Source organism: Undibacterium sp. Ji83W, assembly GCF_049340385.1.
In the GTDB taxonomy this organism is placed as follows: domain Bacteria; phylum Pseudomonadota; class Gammaproteobacteria; order Burkholderiales; family Burkholderiaceae_D; genus Undibacterium.
In genome coordinates this window covers 532,448-554,295 of the sequence record NZ_JBMPOZ010000002.1, presented here as the reverse complement: position 1 = coordinate 554,295, position 21,848 = coordinate 532,448, and the positions used below count along the sequence as shown (strand labels likewise).

Genomic DNA, 21,848 nt, shown 5'->3' with positions numbered 1-21,848 from the left:
TTCATGAGCTCTTTACGTATAGAACGCCCACATTATTTCACCGGCGAAGCATTGTTGACTGATGATTTTATCTGCGAACAGTCATTTCAGATGGGTATGCTGGCGACCCATAATGCCAGCTTGTATACCTACGGTATTGCGACCGGGCTGGTCGTATCAGAGCCGGAAGCCAATAATGGCGTACAACAGGTGCAGGTATCTGCCGGAGTGGCGATTGACCAGCTTGGTCGGCAAATCATTTTATTGCAAAAGATGGCATTGTCATTGAATGACATTCAGCCATCCACCACCTATTTCATTACCATCAACTATGCTGAAGTTTTTGCCGATTACAGTGATGAGACCGGCACACCAGGTTACAAGCGTATAGTCCAGCAACCGCAATTGAAATACCTGCGTAATCTGGATGAACCAGGCATCAATATCTTGTTGGCCGCAGTGTCATTTGATGACAATAAAAGCATCAGCAAGCTCACTTACCAGTCGCAAAACAAACAGCGCCAGTATGTGGCCACCAGCGTTGGTGCCGTGCGCTTCATTACAGCTGACTCGGGTGTCAATGCCAATGAAATTGTGGCTGAAACAACGGTAATGCCTGAAGCGGGGCATGCCCAGATCTTGGCTCAAACCGAAGGTTCGGGTGATCAGACTAATTACTACCTGGAGTTTGACGCACCGCGTAGCCAGTTTATGGGGCACTTGAGTAGTCGCGGCAATTTCGGAGTCGGGGTGGACCAGCCGGTCGCCAATTTGCAAATTGATGCAGTTACTTTCAAGGGCCGCGGGACTTTTACCACCAAGGGCGTGCAAGTTAGCTTTGATGTAGTGACATCGCCACCTTTCCAGGTGGGTGACGTCCTGATTTCTGATCAGTCGGTTGGCAACGGTGTACAGCAAAAACGCACAATCAAAACCATTATGAGCCAAGGTTCTTTAGTCAAGGTCGATACACCGTTTTCACCTGATCTCACCAATACTACGTACACCTATATTCGCGCTGCCTTGGCCCGTTTTGCTGTCAATAGCAGTGCCAGCAGCCTGTTTCAGGTTAATTACGATGGTTCTGTCGGTCTTGGCGCAGTAGCAGCAGCCAACAATGAGCAAGCCGGCCCCAATGCCCTGACCATCACCCCGGATCGCAAGGTAGGCATTGCCTTGAGTGGCGGGACCCCAACGGCCACGCTTGATGTCAATGGCAATATCAATACTACAGGCATTACCTCCAGTGGCAAGATCGTTGCGCAAAGTTTCGAGGGCAATGGATCGGGCCTGAAAAACCTGAACATCATTAGCGACTGGGTCAAGGAAACACCTGGTTCCAATGCCAGTAATTTGTACTATAACTCTGGCAATGTCGGCATTCAGGACAGTAACCCGAAAGCCTCGCTGAGTGTCGGTGGTGGTCTGGCGATTATTGGTAGTGGTGTGATTTCGCGCATCGATAATACCGTCGTCACAGGCTACAATACCGCGTTTGTGGATCAGGTCAAACCGGGCGATATGTTGGCCATTGGTACCTTGAACGAACAACGTGCCGTCCTGGCCAGTCAACCGACCAGTGACACCGTCATGAAAGTCAACCCGCAGTTTGCGATTCCGGTCATCGCTTCGGCGTTCTCAGTGTTGTCTGCTGCAACCGGGGACGTGACCAGTGGAACCGGTACGATTACCAGCGATGGCACTACCATCAATGGTAATGGAACCACCTTCACACAACTCAGCGCGGGAGATACAGTGATCATTCCCCGCTTTACCGCGTCGGCAGCAATTGTACAAACCTGTGACGTAGTATCGGTTACCAGCAATACTTCATTGACACTGAAGAGTGCGTTTTCGGGAATAGTCAACGGATTGGAATGGCAATATTCAGTGGATGATTCTACTCCGGTTAAAGGAAAGGGGACGATCACTGTTGCAGAATCAGGTAGCCTGATTGTGACTGGTGATGGCAGTAATTTTTTGGACGCATTTCCAAGCAAAACTGGCCAGATTATCGCCTCACCCGTGATTAGTGGGGCGCCACAATCCTGGAGGGTGGACAGCGTCACCGACCAGAATACCTTAACGCTGGTGACCAGGCTTGACAATTCCACACCGCTGTTTAATGCCGCTACATCGGCCTTCATGGTCACCAATGGCTTGCTGGCCAAGTTCCAGACGAACAGTGACAATGGGGTTCTGGATGAGAAAACAGAAGCCACCTTACCACCTGCGATGTTGATCGTGAATAACAGCGATCCCAAGTGTCCAAATACTGTCGGCATCAACGTAGAATTGACGGGTATCAACCCGGCATACGCTTTGCAAGTTAACGGCGCAGTCAGTTTTTCTGGTGGTGGCAACTTTGATGACCTGACCGTCAATACCTTGCTGGCCAAGCAATCGATTACCATCAACAACGCTGCCCCCAGTGGCAATTTATTGACTGTGGGTGGGCCAGCCGGAACTAATAACCTGTTGACAGTAAGTACCACGGCGGTGACAGTGAGCCCCACATTGTCTGTACAAGGAACAGTCACTGTCACTGGCAATGTGAGTAGTACTACCCAGTTGCAGGCACCTGCAGTGGTTGGCACCACCAGTGTGCAAACCCCCACCGCCATCAGCAATGCCTTGAACGTGACTGGTTTGAGTATTGATGCGGCAGGCGCGGTCAGTTTGCTTGGCTCACGCCAGTCCTGGTCATTATCCTCCAGTAATATTTCTGTTAACTCTATTCAGGCTACGACAGATGGCTTTGTCTATGGAGTGATTTCGCAGATGAGTTCGAATGGCTTGTATTGGGGGGTGATTACCGCCACCAGTCGCACTGGCAGTTCAAATGGTAATGTGGTTTGTACCATGGCAGCGGCCACGACCACGGTGCAATACACCACACCCGATGGTAAAGGATCGACGACTTCATGGGTTGCTGTTCCTGGTTCGTTTACCATGCCGGTGCGAAAAGGGGAATTCTGGAACGTCACATTCCAGTCCGGTATTCGCGGCTTTGCGTCACCTAATGCTGTCATCTATTGGATTCCGCTGGGGAATGGCTCTGCTTCTCCTTATACGCCGCCTGTTGCATCTGATTCACCTGCTTCACATGAGATATCGGTTGCGTCAGCTGATTCGGTGACACCGCTTACTCCTGATACTGCGGTTGCTTCAGCAATGGCATTGTCTGGAAGTGACGTCAGTATGGTGAAAGCCATGCCGCAAGCAGTTGCTGCCAGTTCCACGCTTACTAATGCACCCGGCCCATCGGTCGATGATCTGAATCAGTTGGCAGTTCAACTTTCTTCTATCCCCAATTCTGAAATCAGCGGTGTATCAAGCAGTGCAAGTGTAGCTCCCGTAGCTCCCGTAGTTCCCGTAGCTCCCGTAGTTCCCGTAGTTCCCGTAGTTCCCATAGTTCCTGTAACCCCGGAATCTCCAGAGTCCGCTCAGGGTAATGCGGCGACTGCCTCTGACAAGATCGATGCCAACAGCCAACCTGTAGCACCGGGCGAAATGCCCCGGACAGATGTCGACACGGTACCTGTGGGCACAAATACAAGCAGCACAGAAGCAGTTGACAGCAGCAATGTGGCAGACCAATTTCACCAGAGCCTGCACAATATGGTGGTGCCGACACCGGGTGCTAACGGGGGCTTGGCAACCAGCGTTCAAGACACGATAAATCAGCGCGTCAGCAATTTGACCAAGGTACTTGATTCCGTCACGAATACCAGCGCTAGCGAAGCTGAACGGCAGCAATTCGTACAGGAATTACAAAAAATTGTGTGCTCTACCGCGCCGAATGGCGACGTAGTGGCCAAGCCGCTGGATGAGCAAAGTGTGCAGGACTTGATCGACACAACCAGCAAACTTACTGGTCACCAGTTCACACCAGAGCAGGAGGCGGTGTTAGGGGATGGGATCAAGGCACTGGTGCAGATCAATGAAAGTGATGCCAATCGAAATAACCTCAGTCTCATCAAGAAAAATGTGGACCTGTTTATTGATAGCTTGCAGCAATCACTCGATATGCAGTTTTCAACCGACGACAGGCGCAGCTTGTTGCGCGGCCTGGTGACGCTGGTGGGCGATGGCAGAACCCGCCCCGAGGTCGCGATGACGCCCCCGATTACGCCGCCTAGCGCGGCAGATGCAGTAGCACCGGCAATTGCCGTACCAGTCACCGAGCCTGTCACCAATACCACGAATGCACCGGCACCAGTTGCGCAACCAGACACAGAGGCAGCGTCGGGGGCAACAACTCCACCTGCAAACACTGACAACGATGCCGGAGGGAACAGCTGATGAGTGCGATGGTCCACCTGCCTTTGCTGAAAGACGATGAATGCGAAGACTGGGTTCTCACTACCTTGTTCCTGAACGGGCATTGGCGCAAGCGGCGCCAAGAAGTGCCGTTTTATACGCTGGGTTTGACGGCCTACCTGGATTGCCGCGATGGATCACGGTCCCTGTATCGTGATCAAGCGATGCTGGATGCTAACAACCATTTTTTGGGAAGCCATTTTCAAGCCTTGTTCGATCTGGTGCAAGCCGGAATGCAAAGGCATTTTGAGGAGCCGGTGCATTTGGCCAGTCAGGCGGCGTGGCCAGGGTTTCATATCTATCAGCCGCATCCGGTGTTTGCATTTCCGGTCGCCAAAATCCATCGTGATACCCAGTACCGTGATGTCTTCCCGGAGCAGGTCTTTGCTGACAGTGATGTATACACTTTTACCTTACCAATAAGTAATCCTGATGGCAGTGGCTTGAACTGGTGGCCGGAAGAGGGCGGTAATCCGGTGTTTGTACCGTACCGAAATGGTGAGCTGGTTGTGCATGATGGTCTTCAAATGCATCAGGCCGTGCTTAATTGTCACAGTAAACTCGAACGTATTACCCTGCAAGGCCACGCCGTACGCAAAGATGGGCAGCTTTTGCTGTACTGGTAAAACAGCGCAAACACAGAAAGCCAGAACATGGACGTTGGTATTTCAGAAGATTTTATCCATCCGGTATTCGACGAAGGAACCTGCCGTCAGATTCTGGAGCGGGTGCTTGATATCGACGCGTTCTGGTTGCCTCGTCATGCCCAGCTGCCTTTGTTTACTCTTGGTGCCACCAATTACTATGATATTGCCGCTAATCCCGGACGTCCTTACGAACGCCTGATGCAGCAGTTCAATCCATTTCTACTTGATCAGTTTGGCGACGTATATGATGCCGTGCTCAGTGCCCTGCAGGCGCGCTTGAATCAACCGGTTATCTTCTCGCCTGGTCTGGCCCTGCCAGGCTTTCATATCCTCACTGCTAACCCGCTATTTGCGTATTCGGACTATTACGACATCATGCATGCTCCTTGGTTCAAGCGTCGTGATGGGGCGGGTGTGCCTGGTAACCCGATTCATGTCGATACTGCCCACATGGCGGTTGGTTTGCCAGATGTGGTCAATGGCCTCAAAGTGCCTACCCTGTCCTTTACTTTGCCAATAGCCATGCCAGCACATGGGGCTGGCATGAAGCTATGGTCGTACACTGAATCTGATATCGGAGATATGGACACTGAAGAAGCCCTGGCCTTGCTGAAACAAGCCGACAGCAAGCTTGTACCGTACTCTCTGGGAGGTGTATTCGTACATTCCGGCGTTACGTATCACCAGGCCAGGGGCTTTCCTTCCGGGGCGGGGCAGTATCGCATTACGCTGCAAGGACATGGTGCCTGGCTTGATGGTCAGTGGCATCTGTTTTGGTGAGGAAATGAAAATGTTTTTTTCATCATCCCAATTTACCTTTGTCCAAGAGCTGGAGCAGCAGTGGCAATTGGTGCGTGATGAATGCATGGCCTTGCCTCTGAATGAGTTTGATCCCTGGCCAGAAAAAAACCTTTGCAAGCAGGGGTGGGACGTATATGGTCTGGTATTGGCATCACGTTTCATTCTTGCAAATTGCATTTTTTGTCCTGCTACCACAGGATTGTTACTGCGCATTCCTGGCATAGTCAATGCAGGGTTTTCCCGGCTCGGCGCTGGTGCTGTCATTACTCCGCATGTCGGCTATTCAAGCGAGGTCTTGCGGCTGCACCTGGGCTTGCTCGTGCAGGCGCCAAGTGGCATACGCGTGGGCCAGCAGGTACGAAACTGGGTGCCGGGCCAATGCCTGATTTTTGATGACACCGTTGAACATGAAGCCTGGAACCAAAGTGACAGCGACCGGCTGGTATTGTTACTTGATTTCGTTAAACCCCAGGGATGGGCCTGACCATGGCACAAACTGAATCTTACCCTGACAATGCCGCCCTGTTGCAAGACTTGCATGGCATAGGCGAAGCCATGGTTGAACGTGCGTTGCTGGTGCGCCAGTTGCAATCTGAGCCTGTTGCCGATACGGGTAGCCAGGCCAACCCGTCTTCAAAACCAGGCAAGCTTGACAGCTTGCTTTTACAAGCGGTCAAGCAACAGGCACCGCAACGCCAATTGCAGGCTGAGCTTGATGCCATCAATGGTGAGCTGGACGCGCTCTGGCAAAGTTACCGGCAGCGCAGCGGCGCAACCCTGCAAAGTAGTACATTCATTCCATGGATACATGTTGTGCAACTGTTTCATCCTTCCGAGTTTGAGCAACAGTTATTGCTGTTTGGTTTGTTGGTGGAAATGGAACCACGCTATGCCGCTATATTGCGTGCTTTGGATACGCTTACTGCAGGAGACGAAGCAACAGATGGCGTCAAGTTGCGTGGTGCGTGGCAGGTGCAGGGTGGGGGCGTGTCCCAGCGCTTGCAGTTGCAGCAAAGCCTGGCCCCGGATGCCTGTTTGCGTAACTGGGATTTGCTGGCCCTGAGCCCGGAAACCAACTTGGGCACGCTGGATGGCAGTTATCGCCTGCCAATGATCATCAGCGCCTATTTGCTGGGTCAAGCTGCTCCGCAACTGCGTCTGGAACAAGTGTTGCAAGCATGTCCCGCCAATCGACCCTTGCCAGAACACCCGGTAGACCCGGCAGTACTGCAGCAACTTTCGTTTCTCGTTGAGCGTTTTCAGACCGATACAAGTACTGTCGATAGCTATGTCCTGCAACTGCAAGGACCAGACATACCACTGCTGTGCAGTTTGGCAGGTGCAGTGTTTAGCCCGCTTGGCATGGCCTGCGTACTGCTCGATGGCAGGCAAATTGCACAGGTGTATATGCAAGTGCAAAAAAGTCGCCCGGCGCTGCTGCGTAGATTGCGCTTGCTGCTGCGTGATGTCTTGCTATGTAACCGTGTGATCGTGCTGCAAAACTGCCAGTGGCTCAGTAGTGCAGAAAATAGTGAGGATTTGCTAGACGATGTCCTTAATCTTGCGTTGGAAAGCCAAATGTTTTTAGTCGTCATCAATGGCCCGGCGCGAAGAATTCATGAGACGGCACATCGCTTTACCGAACACAAGGTAGCGTCCATCTTGCTCAAAATTGCCATGCCCGACACGCGCTTGCGTCAGCAGATCTGGCAAAGTGAAGCAGCAAGCCTGCAGCTGGGGCAAGAAGTGATAGATCAACTGGTCAATAACTACTTGTTTACGGAAGAACAAATCCGGCTGGTGTTGCGTGAAGTGGCTAGCAGTCAAATGCTGGCACCTGATGCCAGCAGCTTGGAATCGGTTTTGTTCGACACTTGCCGGGATCAAAGTAATCGTGAACTGATGACGGTGGCGCAAGAAGTAAAAACACCGCATAAGATGGACGATATCATCTTGCCCGACAGTACCCGCCAATGGCTGGGCGAAGTCTTGCAATATGCCCGGCAACGACACCAGGTGATTGAAACCTGGGGGTTTGACGCAAAAAACCAGAATAGCAAAAACCTGTGCGTGCTTTTCTATGGCCCCTCAGGCACCGGTAAAACCATGGCAGCCTCCATTATCGCCAATGAGCTCAATCTGGGCTTGTACAAAATTGACCTGGCCAATGTGATCAGCAAATACATAGGCGAAACAGAAAAACAACTCGCACAATTGTTCGACCAGGCTGAAGCGATGAATATTGTGCTGTTTTTCGATGAAGCCGAGAGCCTGTTTGGCAAACGCACCGAATCCAAGGATTCACACGATCGCTATGCCAACCTGCAAACCGGGTATTTGCTCCAGCGCATAGAAACCTATCCCGGCATCGTGATTTTATCAACCAATCTGCTGGCTAATATCGATCAGGCATTTACCCGCCGCTTCAAATTCATGATCGAATATCCATTCCCCAGTACCGACCAGCGACTATTGCTGTGGCAGAACGCGTTTCCCAGGGCCACACCACTGGCCACTGATCTGGACTTCCCGCTGCTGGCCAACCGGGCTCCATTAAGCGGCGGTAACATCAACAATATCGCGATTAATGCAGCATTTTTGGCAGCAGCAGAAAAGCAAAGCGTGGCGCAAAAACATGTATTGCAGGCGACCGAACGTGAATACCATAAATTGGGCAAGGTGTTTTTGGCACGTGAATTTGAATGGGGAGAGGATGAATAGTCTAACTCACGACAAACTGGATTTGCCAGAGGTGGTATGGAACTAATACCAAAGAACCGGGAGCAAAAATGCATCAATGTGCCAACTCAACTTCAGAGTGCACAAACGGAGCAATTCCAGCCTGGGCAGGATATGACACCTTCCGACGTTTTCGGGAGTTATGGCTATGCACGTAGTCCGCTTCAGTTGCGCAAAATTGGCCCCACAAGTACAAATCAGGTTGTTCAGCGGATAGTTCAGGTCGGTGCGGAAACGTATCGTCCCAGAAAGCGGGGTTTTGGCATTAAAGATCTTGTTGCTTTGGTTGACGCGAATAAATCCGTGGCGACTTTGCGTTATGGCTGGAAAGCCAAAATTAAAAAATGGGTTAACGAACCAGTAACGGAGCCAAGGCCGTTCACTGATATTAATGACTTGGTTGGCCATTTAACCAGAAAAAAACGGAAAACAGCTAGCGATAAAAATCAGGATCAAGATGTTCGTATTCAAGGAATGAATACAGGTTACGGTCCTGATGAATTGCGGTATGGAAAATTTCTCTCTCATGAGAGCATGAGAGCCTATGGCAATGCGACTCAGCAAATCAAGCAGTTGCCAGATTTTTTAAATACCGTAACTGACTTGGAAGATTTGTCACCAGATTTGAGGTCTACAAGTGATGATTTTACTAAAACCGATAACTCTTTCATGAATTTGCTGGCACTGGAGTCTGCTGACCTTAGCAAGCTTGATTTTCAAGGTCCCAATGGGGTTGAAATCGATACTCAGGGATATTCCAGTATGGGCGATCGGTCCGTCGATCCACACACCTTGTCTACCAATTTCGGATTTGGCACGATCAAGATCGGGCCGGATATTAGTACTTACATGAAAGAAATGCAATCGACCTCAAAGCCCGATCCACACCAGATGGATTTCCTCAATGGCTTGGAAATGCATCGTTTCCCACATCTTGCCCCTCAAACGAGCATGAAACGAACATTGTACGATCAGGGCAATTTCAGCAAGGATCAGGGCATGGGTTTCAACCACAGTCACAGTAGTGTTGAGTTCGTAGGCGCGATCAGTGGTAGCAGCATGACGCAATCCCAGCGCGAAAATATGCGTAAGCAGCAGACTCGGAGTAATTATGCAATCTTAGAAACGGCATTTGCTCTTTGTCCCGATGTAGATGTAGGCACTGCACTCAGTAACGGGAAGGAACTTGCCACCCCCAGGCAAGAAATGGATGCATTAAAAGAATATATCGACATCGTAGATGATGTAAATTCTGACGCCAAGCAGAAACTGGCGGCAAAAAGAAAGCTGCGTAAAGTATTGATGCGTATGTTACGAGGCTCGACGCAGATCGAAGAGATTGTTTCTGATGACGAAACTAATTATCCGACTAGTCCATATAATCCAACGGATTATTTATAAAACCATACTGCTTAACAGGAATCCAGATCGTCTCAAGGTGTGATATGCAAACGAAAGTACCGACTACAACAAAGCAAAGCGTACCGTCGCAAGAACAAGCACAAGAACTTTGTTCGCATATCGTTTTGCGATCACAAGATTCGTCGGCAATGGTCGAGTTTGGTGACTACCGTTATGCGCGTAATCCACATGGACAACTCAAGAGTGATTCTATGCCTGCCACTCGATCTGTCATGCAACGGAAAATTGCTAATATTAATGACACGGGATTACCCAATCAACTCAAGGTCGGTATCGAATCCTTGTCAGGAATGAGCATGGATACTGTCAAGGTCCACTATAACTCAAGTAAACCCGCGCACTTGAATGCGCTGGCGTTTGCCCAGGGGCGTGACATTCATCTGGCACCGGGGCAAGAACAACACTTGCCACATGAAGCCTGGCATGTGGTGCAACAAGCCCAGGGACGTGTACGTCCAACCATGCAAATGAAGGCAGGAATACCGGTCAACGATGACCGTGGACTGGAAGACGAGGCAGACCGGATGGGGGCCAGGGCGGCGCGGTCTGGCCCAGTGCAATTGAGTGACAATATCAAGGGCGCCGCAGGAAGCGTAGGTGAGGAAAATTCCCTGCCATTGGCAAGTGTGCTCGATCAGGTTCCGATACAAAGAAAAATAGATTTTTCCGGAGAGGCGCCTCTGCGCGCAGATTTTTATCAAGTTCATGAACGGGCCGGAGCATTGCACGCCAAGGTCATCCAAGCGATAGAAGAAAATGCCCTCGAATTAAAGACACTGTTTCCTGATTATGCAAAAGTAAAAGCAGAACTGGATAGAAACCTGGCATTTGCCAATAATCTCTGGGATTTGGTGAATAGTTCTATCGATTACGGTGAAATCAATCTGGACAATCCCCAGCACGTGGCCAGTTATTTCCAAAGTGCCAAAAAATTCCTTAATAAGAACTACCAGGGACAACAGGAAGAAGATCAACTGGAGTCCTCAAAACTGGACAAAAAGAAAAAACCTTGGGAGTTGCATAATGAATTTGAAGCACTAAAAAAATATATGCCCAATCCAGATAAAACATTTCAAGTTGCCTTGCTGGGAACAGGGGCCAGTATAGCCAACTACCTCAATGTAAAAGGTCGTTCTTTGGACCCGCGTAGTACCGTAATTATTGGTGAGATGCAGCCTTGGGATTCGCTAGCGCCCAAGAGTAGGGGAATCAGCTTTGTCAATCATCCTATGCACATGATTTCGCCAAAGCGTAGTCATACACAATTGCCCACAAGGTCGGATGGAGCAGATGAAGTGTTTGAAGGGAATGCCTTAGAGCTATCGAAGGATATTGCTTACTTCCGCAGTCGTTTCAATGATCCGGTTAATGCAACAATCACCAAGGTCAGCAGATTGCCAAGCAAATGGTATAAGATACAAAGCTCTGCGGGCACCTACTATGCAATGAAAGTGGTGTCAGGATTAGGTATAGGTCCGCATAAATTCGATAATATTAATAAACATAAAGAAAAAATAAAATCTAAAAGGAATCAGGATACTGAAAAACGCCAGGTAATGGATCTTGATGAATTCCAGCGCCAATTAAAAGATCCTCGATCAAACATCATGCAAGACCGTGCCAAGCGAGAATTGGAAGGGGGCATACTTTTAATTGGTGTTGCGGGGCCCAATGCAGGTGTAGACGCAGCTTATACCGCAAGCAATCTTGGCATGGGGGTAAACTGGGTAGTGACTGGTAGCCCGACTATTGCTGAGGGGATGGGGAACAAAATCAAGCGCAAAGGTTTGGTTAATTTATATTTTGATTATTTAGATGGCTGGACTATTTCTGGCAATTACGTGGAGATGCATATTTCTGGAAAATGGAAGAACGCTCAAGACCGTGTAAAAGCAGGGCAAGGATTCGTTAGCAAAAATAAAGGTTGGCGCGTTTCGGAATCACAGAGTGCCTTTGTCGATTACCTTGTGATAGCTCAAGGACCGGATGTAGAAAAAGTATGGAATACTTTTGATCCCACCGCCAGACAGGATCTAGGCTTGCAATATGATACGAATGGCCGGTTTGGTACATCAGGTGGTTCAAGTGTGTGGAGCGATGATGTCAAGGTATCACTGAAGTATAGTAACTACAATATCTACAAGTATGGCATTGAGCAGCGAGTAAAAAAGGTGTTGAAATATAGTGATACGAAGACCCGGGATGAGTTAATGAAATCGGCATTGAGGATTTTGGGCGTCAAAGAGTTCGCACCAGTCACTTTATCAGAGGGCACCGCAACAGGCTTGGCTGCCAGTGATAATTCACTGGAAATCATAGGTGGTTCTGCCATTCGCATACTTGATTATATCGACGGTCTGGTGAAGGAAAGAGATGGAAAAAGAGAAGATTATTGGAAAGATAATGCAGATAAAAGTAAGCTGATCGATAGAATAGTTGAGTTGAATAATACTATTCCAGACAAGCTGGATCAACTTGGCAATGGACAAAAAATGAAGCAACTTGTCAAAACCTTGTCTTCGCCTACTATTCTGAACAATGACCAACTTACGCCTTTGCGTAGTCAGATAGAAGCGCTGGCAGATTATGTGCCTGGTTACGTAGGTATGGAGGAATCGAATTTTGTCACTGATGACCAGACCATGATTGCCATACAGATTGCAGATCGCTACGGGAATATCCCACCTACGCTAGCAAATTGGGTAACCCAGAAAATCATGGAAGACAGGCAGTTGAATCGTGTGGAACCTGGTACGAGCAAAGGTTCGCGAGCGTTTGTCAATAAATGGAAGACTAAGCTCAATGAATTAAATGAACTTTTTTCTATTGAGACGATTAAACAAATCGCTAAGTAATGCAGACAAACGGCACTGGCCCGAATCAAGAGGGCGAGACGCCTTAATGTGCATGGCAGTCTTGAATCCATCAGGACATTGGTTCGCTAGATTTTTCACGGAAGTTTGAGTGGTTTTAATGCAAGAATTCTGTGAAGACAAGTGGAGGTTTGGCATGCAAACAAAAGTAATGACCAGGACAAAGCGAGGCTCAGTGCTGCAACGACAGCTAGAGAATATCAGTGTGCGTCAGCAAGATCGGCCGCCGATAGAAGTCTTTGGTGACTACTGCTACACGCGTAGCTTGCCTGGTTCGTGCAATGGAGATCACATGCCCATCACCCTGCCAGTCGTCCAACGACAAGCGGCAAGCACCAATGACACGGGACTACCCAATCATCTCAAGACTGGTATTGAATCTCTGTCAGGCATGAGTATGGATAATGTCAAAGTTCACTATAACTCGAGAAAACCTGCACAGTTGAATGCATTGGCTTACGCACAAGGACGCGACATTCATCTGTCCCCTGGGCAGGAACAGCATTTGCCGCATGAGGCCTGGCATGTGGTGCAGCAGGCACAAGGGCGGGTGAAACCAACCATGCAAATGAAAGCCGGGGTTGCGGTGAATGATAGTGCAGCGCTGGAAAACGAGGCTGATGTGATGGGCCGTAAGGCGTCAAGTTTGCCGCGCTACGTGAAGCATGATGGCCGACAAGATCGGCTGGGAGAACCGACTTTCGCATCTGCTGATATGGCAACGCAACGCCAAGCTAATGGATTTATAGCCAGCACTAAGATCAATTCATGTTCGCGAGGGGTGGTGCAAAGAGTAGTGGACCTTGCTGCCCACGCTGACGCTAGTGCCAATAACCAGTATTTTATTAAAACTAATCAAAGACAGGTTCTGTACAGTTTGAGAACAGTAGCAGGGCCAAGACCATCGGCCTTGTACCACAAAGAAAATGAACGAAGTGCTACTGGCATAGACCTGTACAAATGGACGCCTAATGTCCGCTTGTTTGGCAATGCCGAACGGGCGGATATAGAAAGTATTGGCGTTAACACCTCAAACCTGATGAGGAATATGGATGACGGTATCAAAAATCCTCAAATGACTGCAGATACTGTTTCCTTGCCGAGTCAGGGTGTTTTAGGAAAGAATGACTGCAGAGGCTTGGGTGGCGTGTTAAACGCCATGATATCTCAGGAAGGTATGGACAATACGGCATTGCTTGGCAATACGATGGAAGTTGGCGATCAAATGACCCACAATTTTCCACTGCACGCCGATTGCCAGTATCACAGCGCAACGGTCGTTGCAAAAGACTTGCCAAGTTTGGTGACACTCGAAGCAGATGTGAGTAAAGATCGTTCGCGGCCGGAGTTTTACATCAGGGGCGGGGTAGCCGGTTTTGTTGCAGCCAATAATCTGGGGGAGCATGGTGAGGACAATAATTATGGCAATAACGTAACCGTCAACCGCGCCAGTGGCCGGGTCGCTTCTGATCTAGGCATGGCAACAATCAGGGGAATTCATAGTTATTACGCCACGTACAGTGATGGATACCATTTACCTGACACACAAGGAGTAACCGATACTCCGGCGCTGGCTGTAGCAAAAGCGACTTCGCTAAACAAGATACGGCAAATCGCCACCAAATATTGGGGGAAATATACCTCCTGGAAATTTACACCAACAGGCGTATCAGCGATAAGAGATATCGTTGGAAGCCAAAATACTGCTCCAGATGAAATCAGTAACGCACTTGCCCTCGTAAAAGCACAGGCCAGCATGGATTTAGTCAGGCAAAGCGAAAAGCGCAAACCTTTGACAACTGCTTTTTACACCACACTCAGCGGCATGAATATTCAAAACATTGACAGCTTGAATACGGTGATATTCGATATTGATGCCCTGATTGCACGAATGGATGCCGGGCAGAATTAATACATTATCATAAGCGGCAAGTGAATTTTTACCGCAATGGCATTAGAACGCTTGGAGCTTATTTATTTCAATTTGACTCAAATGAAAAATGGATTTATGACTTTATTATTGGTTTTGAATTACCAGCTTCGTTTAACTGTCGTAATGCTCGGGCTCAAGGACAACAGAAGACTAGATTGATCAACAAAGATGCGACGACGCCGGAGCTAAGTAAATTGGGACCATAGTGAGTTTTTTGAATTGTGGGTGTCGTGAAATTTTAAATGTTCAAAAAGAGACAAGGGATGGTTTGGAGCAATCATTGTGTCTGCCGAATCCCATCAGGTGTCGCATTGTCTAAAATTTCCAGACGGGCAATGGCACCATCACAATGATGAATGCGTACTTGCAGGCCTTCCTTAATGGGGCCACCATCGGCTACTGTTTTATTAAAGGCCGCCAAATTGCCAGGATTTGGGTAGACGAAGTGTTTGTGTCTGATATCGAAATACTCCTTTGACGCGTTTTTCTTTCGTGTCCCTGCGTGAAAGTTTTCAACTTTTCCTTCAATTACTTCGCAATTTCCTTGCTCATATGCAGAGCGCAGTTCAGTGTAGTCAAAATAACTTGCTCTAAAAATGTACACTGTGGTGACTAATCCAAGTCCAAGAATAAAAAGGGGCAGGATAGGGCCTGGTTTGTCTAAGCCAGCATTCCAGCCATGCTTGGGTAAGCCTCGACGTTTGCGGGATATGTTCAAGCCAGTCATGATTACGCCCACTGCAACAAAGACCAGGGCGGGAAATGAGTTCAGATGGGATGTCCACTCTGTTTGTGTTATATCAAAAATAAGGGTGGAATTCATGTTTGGTTTGTGGGTATCTGCTCTTATTTCAAGGGACAACAGGCGTGGTATGTCGCTATCACAGCAAAATTCAGTCTTGTGTCGGAATGAGTGTAAGTCAATTTTGAATGTGAGTTTTCGATGTCTGTTGTGACTTCCAAGTACAACATGCGGCTTATGAAGGGCTAAGGCCCTGCGCCGCCCATCATGGGCCTTGTTCGATGTTTTGACAATAAGGTCGACAGTATCTACTGATGAGGCTTTAATCTGAAGATTTGTTAACACCGACGTAGGAACTCGCTTACAAGTTTTATGGCCTTGGTCTTGTAGATGTCATGAGAATTGATTGGTATCTTGCCATACGTTTTAAATACTTCTTAAACAAGCAAAGCAAAGTCAATTTAGCGGATTTGCTGGTTTCTTGCATATTCTCGTGAGAAATATTTAGCTTGCACGATGAACCAATAACTTGAATCAGGAGTTTTACCATGACTACCATGCAAACCAATACGACGTCGAAAAAAGCGGCAATCAGATCAAAGCTTCCTCCTTCCAAACCTAAACTGACAGAAGAAGAAATTCTGCACATGAGTGAGATGGAGTACATGAATGACGCGCAACTGGCATTTTTTAAATCGCGTTTGCAGGAAATTGAACTGGCCCTGGTTCAAAATGCCAATGAAACCACCATGCATCTTCAGGAGAATGACATCATTTCCGACCCCGCTGATCGTGCCACGATAGAAGAAGAGCATGCCTTGGAATTGCGTGCGCGCGACCGTGAAAGCAAGCTGCTCAGGAAAGTGCGTGCGGCTATAGCTCGTATAGATGAAGGAGATTATGGCTGGTGTGAAGATTCAGGCGAACCTATAGGTATTGAGCGCTTGCTGGCACGTCCTACGGCTACACTCTCGCTGGAAGCGCAGCAGCGTCATGAGCAAAGGCAAAAATTATTTGGGCATTGATTTGGTCATTCTTAAAACAGTGCGGGGATATTGCTATCGGACAGGGCAGCTTTTTCGCATGATATAAAAACGGGCAGGGAGGATATATGGGCTTGATTTTTTGGATTTTCGTCGGTGGCATTGTCGGATGGATTATTTTGACGACGTCAACGGGTGATCATCAGAATATTTACCTGAATGTTCTTGTCGGCATTGCGGGCGGTTTGATCATTGGATGTCTCATGCCGTCTTATGTAAGTACGGAAGCATCGGGTAATAGTGGTTTTGACTTTCAGGCGCTAGGCAGCTTGATCGTTGGTGCGCTGGCCATATTGAGCATTGCCACTTTGTTTGCACAACGTGACTCATGATTGTTAGCTGGCTTTCAGCGAACACAAACGAGCCCTTGATGATCAAGGGCTCGTTTGTGTTTGACGTTTGGGCAAGCCTTGGCGGTTTGCCTGCATCTAAGTAGTCGTACAGGTAACTGGCGACAGCTCAAAGAAGGACAGGTAAGTGCTTTGCACGTGCTGTGAGGCGACCTGGTCGAACCATCGTGCTGGTATCGACAGGATTGATGATCTTCGATGTATTCAGTGCGACGCTGCCGCTGGATTGATTGGTTTGCGCGTAGATGGAGCCGTTAGTGCCCTCGGATACATCGATAGAATCAGCGATCAGGCCAATCGAGTTCTTAAGTGTGATGGTCAGTTTTTTGTAAGTGATTTCTATGTTACTGGCTTCAGGTGCAAGCGACTCTGTGAGATATTGAGGAACCTATGCAATAATTGATAGTCTATTAAGTTTGCGTCTGAATTTTCTATCGTCAATTTTTCTTGTATTGGCCAGGGAATTCAAGGTTTCAAGTGATTCATGGAGTATTAATTGTTGAATATTTCCCCGATAAAAAATGCCATTGTTGGCTCTTCAATCTGGGCGACGATGCTTTTATCAGGTTGCGCTTCTTTGCATCTGGATGAAAGAAATCCTCATATAAACGTCAAGGCTAATGGTAGTGACACCAGTGTTCCGCGGGCACATTATGCTTCCAAACTTGGTTGTACAACGGATGTTGCAACTGAAAATGTTCCGTGTCCCCATCCCATGTTTGTCGGGGTGGCGATTTCTGGTGGGGGATTGCGGGCCGCAAATTTTGGTTTAGGGGTAATAGCGCAGCTGCGTAGTTTTGGTTTGTTTGATGAAGTCACAGCGCTGTCTTCAGTATCTGGTGGCTCGCTTGCTGCTGCTGCGGTCAGCTTAAAGCCATTGGATAGCGAAGCGGATTTTGATCTGATGTCGGCCCAGCTGCGCAGGGATTATTTGTCTTCGTGGGTATATCGTTCAGCCAATCCCATAAATTTCGTGCCTACCCTGACATCCGGAAAAAATGCCACCAGAATCCTGGCAGACGTGTTTGATGCCGGAATTTACAAAGGTGCGGTGTATGGCAATTTGGGTGAACGCAAGCCGGGCAAACCATCGCTGTATATCAATAGCTCGCATGCGCACCGTTTTGTCGGGGCAGACACGTTGACAACCCGCGGGCTTAATTCTTCAGAAGCCAGTTTGCAGGGTTTTACCTTCACTGATGCGGCGTTCAAAGAAATTGGTTCTGATTTAAATCAATTACGCGTTGCCGATGCAGTGGCGGCATCTGCTGCTTATCCTGGTTTGTTCGTGCCACTGGCACTTAAGAACTTTAGTGCTGACAACGATATTTATCATCAGCCCAGTCCCAAGTTTTTGCATTTATATGACGCAGGCTCATCTGATAACCTGGGTGTTGATGCCCTGATCCGCGCTTATTCAGAAATTCTGGTTGGTACTCAGGACTTGTCCTGCTTGCTGATTTTGGTGGATGCACATGTCAACGACAGGGGGGATTTGAGTGGTTCGCTGGCAGATACCCGAAGCAGCATGATTGACTATGTCATTAGTCCTTCCATCTATCGCGCATTCGATTCATTGCTGGAGCAACGGCGGGAATGGCAACTGGAAATGCTGGGTGTGCCACTTGCGTCTGACCAGTCTTACAGGTTCAATCCTAACGTCAATATCCCTTTAAAGAACTATGCGTTTTCTGGAACAGGGACTTCGTCTGTACGTGGGCGTCATTTTGCTCCTGATGAAGCTCCCGGGATGGCCGTTGGCAGATCTATTAATAATGCAAACTGTGCAGTCTGGCATATAGGTCTGGATCGTTTGCTTGAGTTAACCAAGAAAGGCAACCCACGCAAACGCAATGCGTTTTTTCAGCAAGTTGCTGCAGATGAATATAGGGACGAATCCCCTCGCGATAACCAACTTATCAAGCTGGACAGGTTTGTCAATTCCATACAAACAAACTACAAACTTGCCTTGAATGGGCCAGGACGTTGCGATGAAGTGCCAATCCAGAATTCTTTGTTTGAAGCAGCGCGGGTATTGATGACCACTGATACTGATTCAAGTACCAAGCTGGTGACATGGCTGAAAGAAAATCATCGTGAGGGATTGTCGCAAAATATCAGCAATTTGCTCACGTCAAAAGCTGCGCTGGAGCAGAGGGAGGTGGTGCAGGTGCCACGTTATTCTGTGCAAGAGCCGAATTCTTCACATCCTTTGGCATCGTGGATTAATTGCAGTAAGTAAGATTAGCATGCAAGTAAAAAGACCTGGGCTAGCCCAGGTCTTTGCATGATGCGTTTGTCATAGAGATGTTGGTGTTGATATGTTTTAGTATCATGCCGCGATCTTGTGTTCAGCCCAGTGATAATCTATCGCCGCACTTGGTACGCCGACAGAATTGGTATTTTCTGACGACATGCTGATGTGGCGTATATATTCTCCTGTGGCTTGCCTTTGTCTCAGATTGTCAGCGAATTTGAGGGCGGCAATCATGTCGCCGGTATCAAATTCTCTGCAGTGAGACATTTTTATTTGCTTGTGGATTTCTATCCAGAATACAGCAAACATGTTTACCTCCCTTCCTTAGAAATAAAAAATAACTTAAAGCTGCTGGGGATTTCCCCTTGGCTTTTGCTTGTTCTTGCGATTTACGTATGCATGAATAAGCTTGATCAATTAAATGTTGTTACGGATCTGAATATCAGTACCGGTGTTTCCGTGGCCTTGTTACCGACCACGACCGCTTGCGCGGGTTTTACTGCTGGGTCTGTGCTTATATAAGAAACTTATAAAAACAGCAGATGATTAAACAAAAAGCCCGGAACCTATTAAGGCATCCGGGCTTTTCAGCTTGAGGTGAGGAGGAGCTGTTCTTAATTTGCTCCTGCTACCTGAAGGGCTGACCTTCGGATGCGGTGATTCGGGTTAGGATTAAACTGAAACTTGCCTGGATTGGATTGCTCGTTACGGGAGACCACATGTTTTGTGGCCGTGCGAATAATGCTATCGCTATCATTGCGTTTGGATATCGTGCCGGATGTCGCCGCCAGGTCTGTTAGCGCATCACGATAGCCCAATCCCGCCACTGCCTTGGCCGACAATGCTGACAGCAAGCCCTGTGCTGTTAAGCACATATCTTGTTGCAGTTGTGGGAGCCAGGTAGTTTTCACGTATCGTCCTAAATAAAAATGTTTAAAAGTCTTGCCAAAATCGATGAATTGATCTTGCCACAGCTTTTGAAAAAAATCCAGCATGGCGTGGAGAAAATTGAATGTTTCATGTTGTTTTTATGCGGCGACCGCAAAAATTGCTTATATCCTGTATCATCGCAGCCGTTACTTGATGTTCATTCATCTCCAATACAAACCCAGTAATATTAATTTTCCCCATGTCCGGACATAAAATAAAAGCCGAGCTCAGAATCCGTGAGTTAATGGTTGAAAACAAGATTCGTTCGGTTTCTGCCTTGCACCGCCTGCTGATCGCAAGACGGGTGACAGTCTCGCATTCTCAATTATTACGCATCGTCGATAACAAGGCGGAACACTGGAAGGTTGAATTTATAGAAGCCTTTGCCGAATTGTTTAATTGTTCTGTACAAGACTTGTTTCGTTTTGAAAATGTGCCAATCACCGAGCTTGCAACCGACGTTGCAACTGAGGCCGCAACTGATGCACCTGCTGCGGAATGACAGCTTGATTGCAGGTTTGATGTAGCTCAAATTGCAGTTCATGCAGCCGTCATAATTTTGAGTTATAGTATGTCTAGCTGCTGTACATACAACCGATATGTATGACGGTAGTGAGGTGTGCTTGGTTCGCATTTAAGCGGACAAGCCACCGTCCAGAATTCATAAGATGCGGGAGCTGTGTAAGCAGTTCCCGTTTTTATTTGCGGGCCAGGTGTTTTTCCCGGTATGCACCAGGGCTTACGCCAGTCCATTCCTTGAAGGCATGATTGAAGGCGCTTTGTTCCTGGTAGCCAAGCAGGAAGGCGATATCCGCCAGACTGAAACCTGTCTGCAGCAAATAATCGATGGCAGTGTCTTTTCTGGTTTGATCCAGAATTTGCTGGAAGCTGATACCCGCTTCACTCAATTTACGCTGTAGCGTGCGCTGGCTTAGCAATAATTCTTGTGCTATCAATGGCAATCTGGCTTGGTCTTGCGCCAAAGTATTGCTGATAGCGGCCCTGACCTGGGCAACGATGCCACCCTCTTGCTGGGCCTGCTGCTTTTGTCTGAGTAGTTGTTCGGCATGGTGTTGCAAGACCGGGTACATGCTGACATCGGCATTGGGCACAGGCCAACTCAGCAAGGCAGTTGGGAAGCGCGCGCAGTTGAGCGCTGCGCCAAAATGAACTTCCTTGCCAAACAGGCGATGATGTTCTTGCAAATCGTCTGGTGCTGCATGCCTGAAATAAACCGGGGCATCAGGTAAGGTCGTACCGGCAAACCAGTTGCCAAATATGCGTATACCTGCGAATACGCTTTCAACCAGATGCCTGCTGGCCTGCGGATAATGGCTATGCCACTGGTATTCTGTCACCACATCATCGACTACCAGTGCCGATCGCCCCAGATCATGTGCCAGACCTTCATAACGCATGGTTTGCTGGAAAGCCTGCTCAAAATCCTTGCAGCTCATGAGTATCATGCCATACACATTGTAAGTGCCGAGCTTTACTCTTTCGCCCACATGCAGGCCAAAGTGCGCATCCTCACTGAGTTTTGCACCGGCATCAAGCAAGTGCACATAGTCTGCAGCGGCGATGCTTTCTTGCAGCGTGCTCAGGGCATCTTCAGCCATGCCTGCCATAGTAGCCAAAGTACGCAAATTCAAACCACGTTCATTCGCCAGTTCAAGCAAGGGTTGCAGGTAGGCGGCAGCTACCCGTCCAAGCTTATGGCTGCCTGCGACTGAACCTGTATGTGAATTTGGCATATTAAAACAAGAACCTTGTCATGAAAGCGCAATACCTGAAGGTGACACTTGATTA

At 48.3% G+C, this 21,848-nt stretch carries 16 protein-coding genes; 12 read left to right on the top strand and 4 right to left on the bottom strand.

What is annotated here, in order from left to right; translation table 11 throughout:
- The first annotated feature begins 3 nt into the window (after positions 1-3).
- From ACO0LD_RS06595 to ACO0LD_RS06560, 8 genes are all read left to right on the top strand, one after another.
- Positions 4-4,284: a hypothetical protein gene (locus ACO0LD_RS06595; protein ID WP_423004947.1), complete on the top strand. Its 4,281-nt coding sequence runs from the start codon at positions 4-6 to the stop codon at positions 4,282-4,284.
- Complete coding sequence (locus tag ACO0LD_RS06590; RefSeq protein WP_423004945.1) at positions 4,284-4,928, top strand: hypothetical protein; 645 nt, start codon at positions 4,284-4,286, stop codon at positions 4,926-4,928. Before ACO0LD_RS06595 ends, ACO0LD_RS06590 begins: the two co-directional genes overlap by 1 nt.
- 27 nt (positions 4,929-4,955) lie before the next feature.
- Positions 4,956-5,729, top strand: coding sequence for a hypothetical protein (locus ACO0LD_RS06585; protein WP_423004943.1), 774 nt, complete (start codon positions 4,956-4,958; stop codon positions 5,727-5,729).
- Positions 5,730-5,739: 10 nt separating this feature from the next.
- Positions 5,740-6,234 carry an aspartyl/asparaginyl beta-hydroxylase domain-containing protein gene (locus tag ACO0LD_RS06580; RefSeq protein ID WP_423004941.1) on the top strand — a complete coding sequence of 165 codons (495 nt, stop codon included), beginning with the start codon at positions 5,740-5,742 and terminating at the stop codon, positions 6,232-6,234.
- Positions 6,235-6,236: 2 nt separating this feature from the next.
- Positions 6,237-8,471 (top strand): ATP-binding protein, encoded by a 2,235-nt coding sequence (locus ACO0LD_RS06575; RefSeq protein ID WP_423004939.1) that lies wholly within the window; start codon positions 6,237-6,239, stop codon positions 8,469-8,471.
- A gap of 36 nt (positions 8,472-8,507) precedes the next feature.
- Complete coding sequence (locus ACO0LD_RS06570; RefSeq protein WP_423004937.1) at positions 8,508-9,890, top strand: hypothetical protein; 1,383 nt, start codon at positions 8,508-8,510, stop codon at positions 9,888-9,890.
- 44 nt (positions 9,891-9,934) lie between these two features.
- Positions 9,935-12,766 carry a DUF4157 domain-containing protein gene (locus ACO0LD_RS06565; RefSeq protein ID WP_423004935.1) on the top strand — a complete coding sequence of 944 codons (2,832 nt, stop codon included), beginning with the start codon at positions 9,935-9,937 and terminating at the stop codon, positions 12,764-12,766.
- A 310-nt stretch (positions 12,767-13,076) separates the two neighbouring features.
- A complete protein-coding gene (locus ACO0LD_RS06560; RefSeq protein ID WP_423004933.1) occupies positions 13,077-14,696 on the top strand; it encodes a DUF4157 domain-containing protein in 1,620 nt (539 codons plus the stop codon).
- Between the two features lie 298 nt (positions 14,697-14,994).
- Here ACO0LD_RS06560 and ACO0LD_RS06555 read toward each other — a convergent pair whose 3' ends face one another.
- Positions 14,995-15,540 carry a hypothetical protein gene (locus ACO0LD_RS06555; RefSeq protein ID WP_423004931.1) on the bottom strand — a complete coding sequence of 182 codons (546 nt, stop codon included), beginning with the start codon at positions 15,538-15,540 and terminating at the stop codon, positions 14,995-14,997.
- A gap of 566 nt (positions 15,541-16,106) precedes the next feature.
- Here ACO0LD_RS06555 and dksA point away from each other — a divergent pair.
- The 3 genes from dksA to ACO0LD_RS06540 all read left to right on the top strand — a co-directional run bounded on the left by dksA (position 16,107) and on the right by ACO0LD_RS06540 (position 19,094).
- Positions 16,107-16,484 carry an RNA polymerase-binding protein DksA gene (dksA, locus tag ACO0LD_RS06550; protein ID WP_423005051.1) on the top strand — a complete coding sequence of 126 codons (378 nt, stop codon included), beginning with the start codon at positions 16,107-16,109 and terminating at the stop codon, positions 16,482-16,484.
- A gap of 86 nt (positions 16,485-16,570) precedes the next feature.
- Positions 16,571-16,834, top strand: coding sequence for a GlsB/YeaQ/YmgE family stress response membrane protein (locus tag ACO0LD_RS06545; RefSeq protein WP_423004929.1), 264 nt, complete (start codon positions 16,571-16,573; stop codon positions 16,832-16,834).
- 571 nt (positions 16,835-17,405) lie between these two features.
- Complete coding sequence (locus tag ACO0LD_RS06540) at positions 17,406-19,094, top strand: patatin-like phospholipase family protein (protein ID WP_423005049.1); 1,689 nt, start codon at positions 17,406-17,408, stop codon at positions 19,092-19,094.
- A 90-nt stretch (positions 19,095-19,184) separates the two neighbouring features.
- Here ACO0LD_RS06540 and ACO0LD_RS06535 read toward each other — a convergent pair whose 3' ends face one another.
- Both ACO0LD_RS06535 and ACO0LD_RS06530 read right to left on the bottom strand, forming a co-directional pair.
- Positions 19,185-19,418 carry a hypothetical protein gene (locus ACO0LD_RS06535; RefSeq protein ID WP_423004927.1) on the bottom strand — a complete coding sequence of 78 codons (234 nt, stop codon included), beginning with the start codon at positions 19,416-19,418 and terminating at the stop codon, positions 19,185-19,187.
- A gap of 305 nt (positions 19,419-19,723) precedes the next feature.
- Complete coding sequence (locus ACO0LD_RS06530; protein ID WP_423004925.1) at positions 19,724-20,020, bottom strand: hypothetical protein; 297 nt, start codon at positions 20,018-20,020, stop codon at positions 19,724-19,726.
- A gap of 218 nt (positions 20,021-20,238) precedes the next feature.
- Here ACO0LD_RS06530 and ACO0LD_RS06525 point away from each other — a divergent pair, with 218 nt between their 5' ends.
- Complete coding sequence (locus ACO0LD_RS06525) at positions 20,239-20,541, top strand: helix-turn-helix domain-containing protein (protein WP_423004923.1); 303 nt, start codon at positions 20,239-20,241, stop codon at positions 20,539-20,541.
- A 196-nt stretch (positions 20,542-20,737) separates the two neighbouring features.
- Here the strand turns inward: ACO0LD_RS06525 and ACO0LD_RS06520 are convergent, their stop codons facing one another.
- Positions 20,738-21,793, bottom strand: a complete 1,056-nt coding sequence (locus ACO0LD_RS06520; protein WP_423004921.1) for an AraC family transcriptional regulator ligand-binding domain-containing protein — start codon at positions 21,791-21,793, stop codon at positions 20,738-20,740.
- Positions 21,794-21,848 lie beyond the last annotated feature (55 nt).

What these genes read in the sequence shown, in the direction of transcription:
- ACO0LD_RS06595 (WP_423004947.1), top strand. Translation starts at nt 4, where the DNA reads ATGAGCTCTTTACGTATAGAACGCCCACATTATTTCACCGGCGAAGCA.
- ACO0LD_RS06590 (WP_423004945.1), top strand. Translation starts at nt 4,284, where the DNA reads ATGAGTGCGATGGTCCACCTGCCTTTGCTGAAAGACGATGAATGCGAA.
- ACO0LD_RS06585 (WP_423004943.1), top strand. Translation starts at nt 4,956, where the DNA reads ATGGACGTTGGTATTTCAGAAGATTTTATCCATCCGGTATTCGACGAA.
- ACO0LD_RS06580 (WP_423004941.1), top strand. Translation starts at nt 5,740, where the DNA reads ATGTTTTTTTCATCATCCCAATTTACCTTTGTCCAAGAGCTGGAGCAG.
- ACO0LD_RS06575 (WP_423004939.1), top strand. Translation starts at nt 6,237, where the DNA reads ATGGCACAAACTGAATCTTACCCTGACAATGCCGCCCTGTTGCAAGAC.
- ACO0LD_RS06570 (WP_423004937.1), top strand. Translation starts at nt 8,508, where the DNA reads ATGGAACTAATACCAAAGAACCGGGAGCAAAAATGCATCAATGTGCCA.
- ACO0LD_RS06565 (WP_423004935.1), top strand. Translation starts at nt 9,935, where the DNA reads ATGCAAACGAAAGTACCGACTACAACAAAGCAAAGCGTACCGTCGCAA.
- ACO0LD_RS06560 (WP_423004933.1), top strand. Translation starts at nt 13,077, where the DNA reads ATGCCCATCACCCTGCCAGTCGTCCAACGACAAGCGGCAAGCACCAAT.
- ACO0LD_RS06555 (WP_423004931.1), bottom strand. Translation starts at nt 15,540, where the DNA reads ATGAATTCCACCCTTATTTTTGATATAACACAAACAGAGTGGACATCC.
- dksA (WP_423005051.1), top strand. Translation starts at nt 16,107, where the DNA reads ATGAGTGAGATGGAGTACATGAATGACGCGCAACTGGCATTTTTTAAA.
- ACO0LD_RS06545 (WP_423004929.1), top strand. Translation starts at nt 16,571, where the DNA reads ATGGGCTTGATTTTTTGGATTTTCGTCGGTGGCATTGTCGGATGGATT.
- ACO0LD_RS06540 (WP_423005049.1), top strand. Translation starts at nt 17,406, where the DNA reads ATGCTTTTATCAGGTTGCGCTTCTTTGCATCTGGATGAAAGAAATCCT.
- ACO0LD_RS06535 (WP_423004927.1), bottom strand. Translation starts at nt 19,418, where the DNA reads ATGTTTGCTGTATTCTGGATAGAAATCCACAAGCAAATAAAAATGTCT.
- ACO0LD_RS06525 (WP_423004923.1), top strand. Translation starts at nt 20,239, where the DNA reads ATGTCCGGACATAAAATAAAAGCCGAGCTCAGAATCCGTGAGTTAATG.
- ACO0LD_RS06520 (WP_423004921.1), bottom strand. Translation starts at nt 21,793, where the DNA reads ATGCCAAATTCACATACAGGTTCAGTCGCAGGCAGCCATAAGCTTGGA.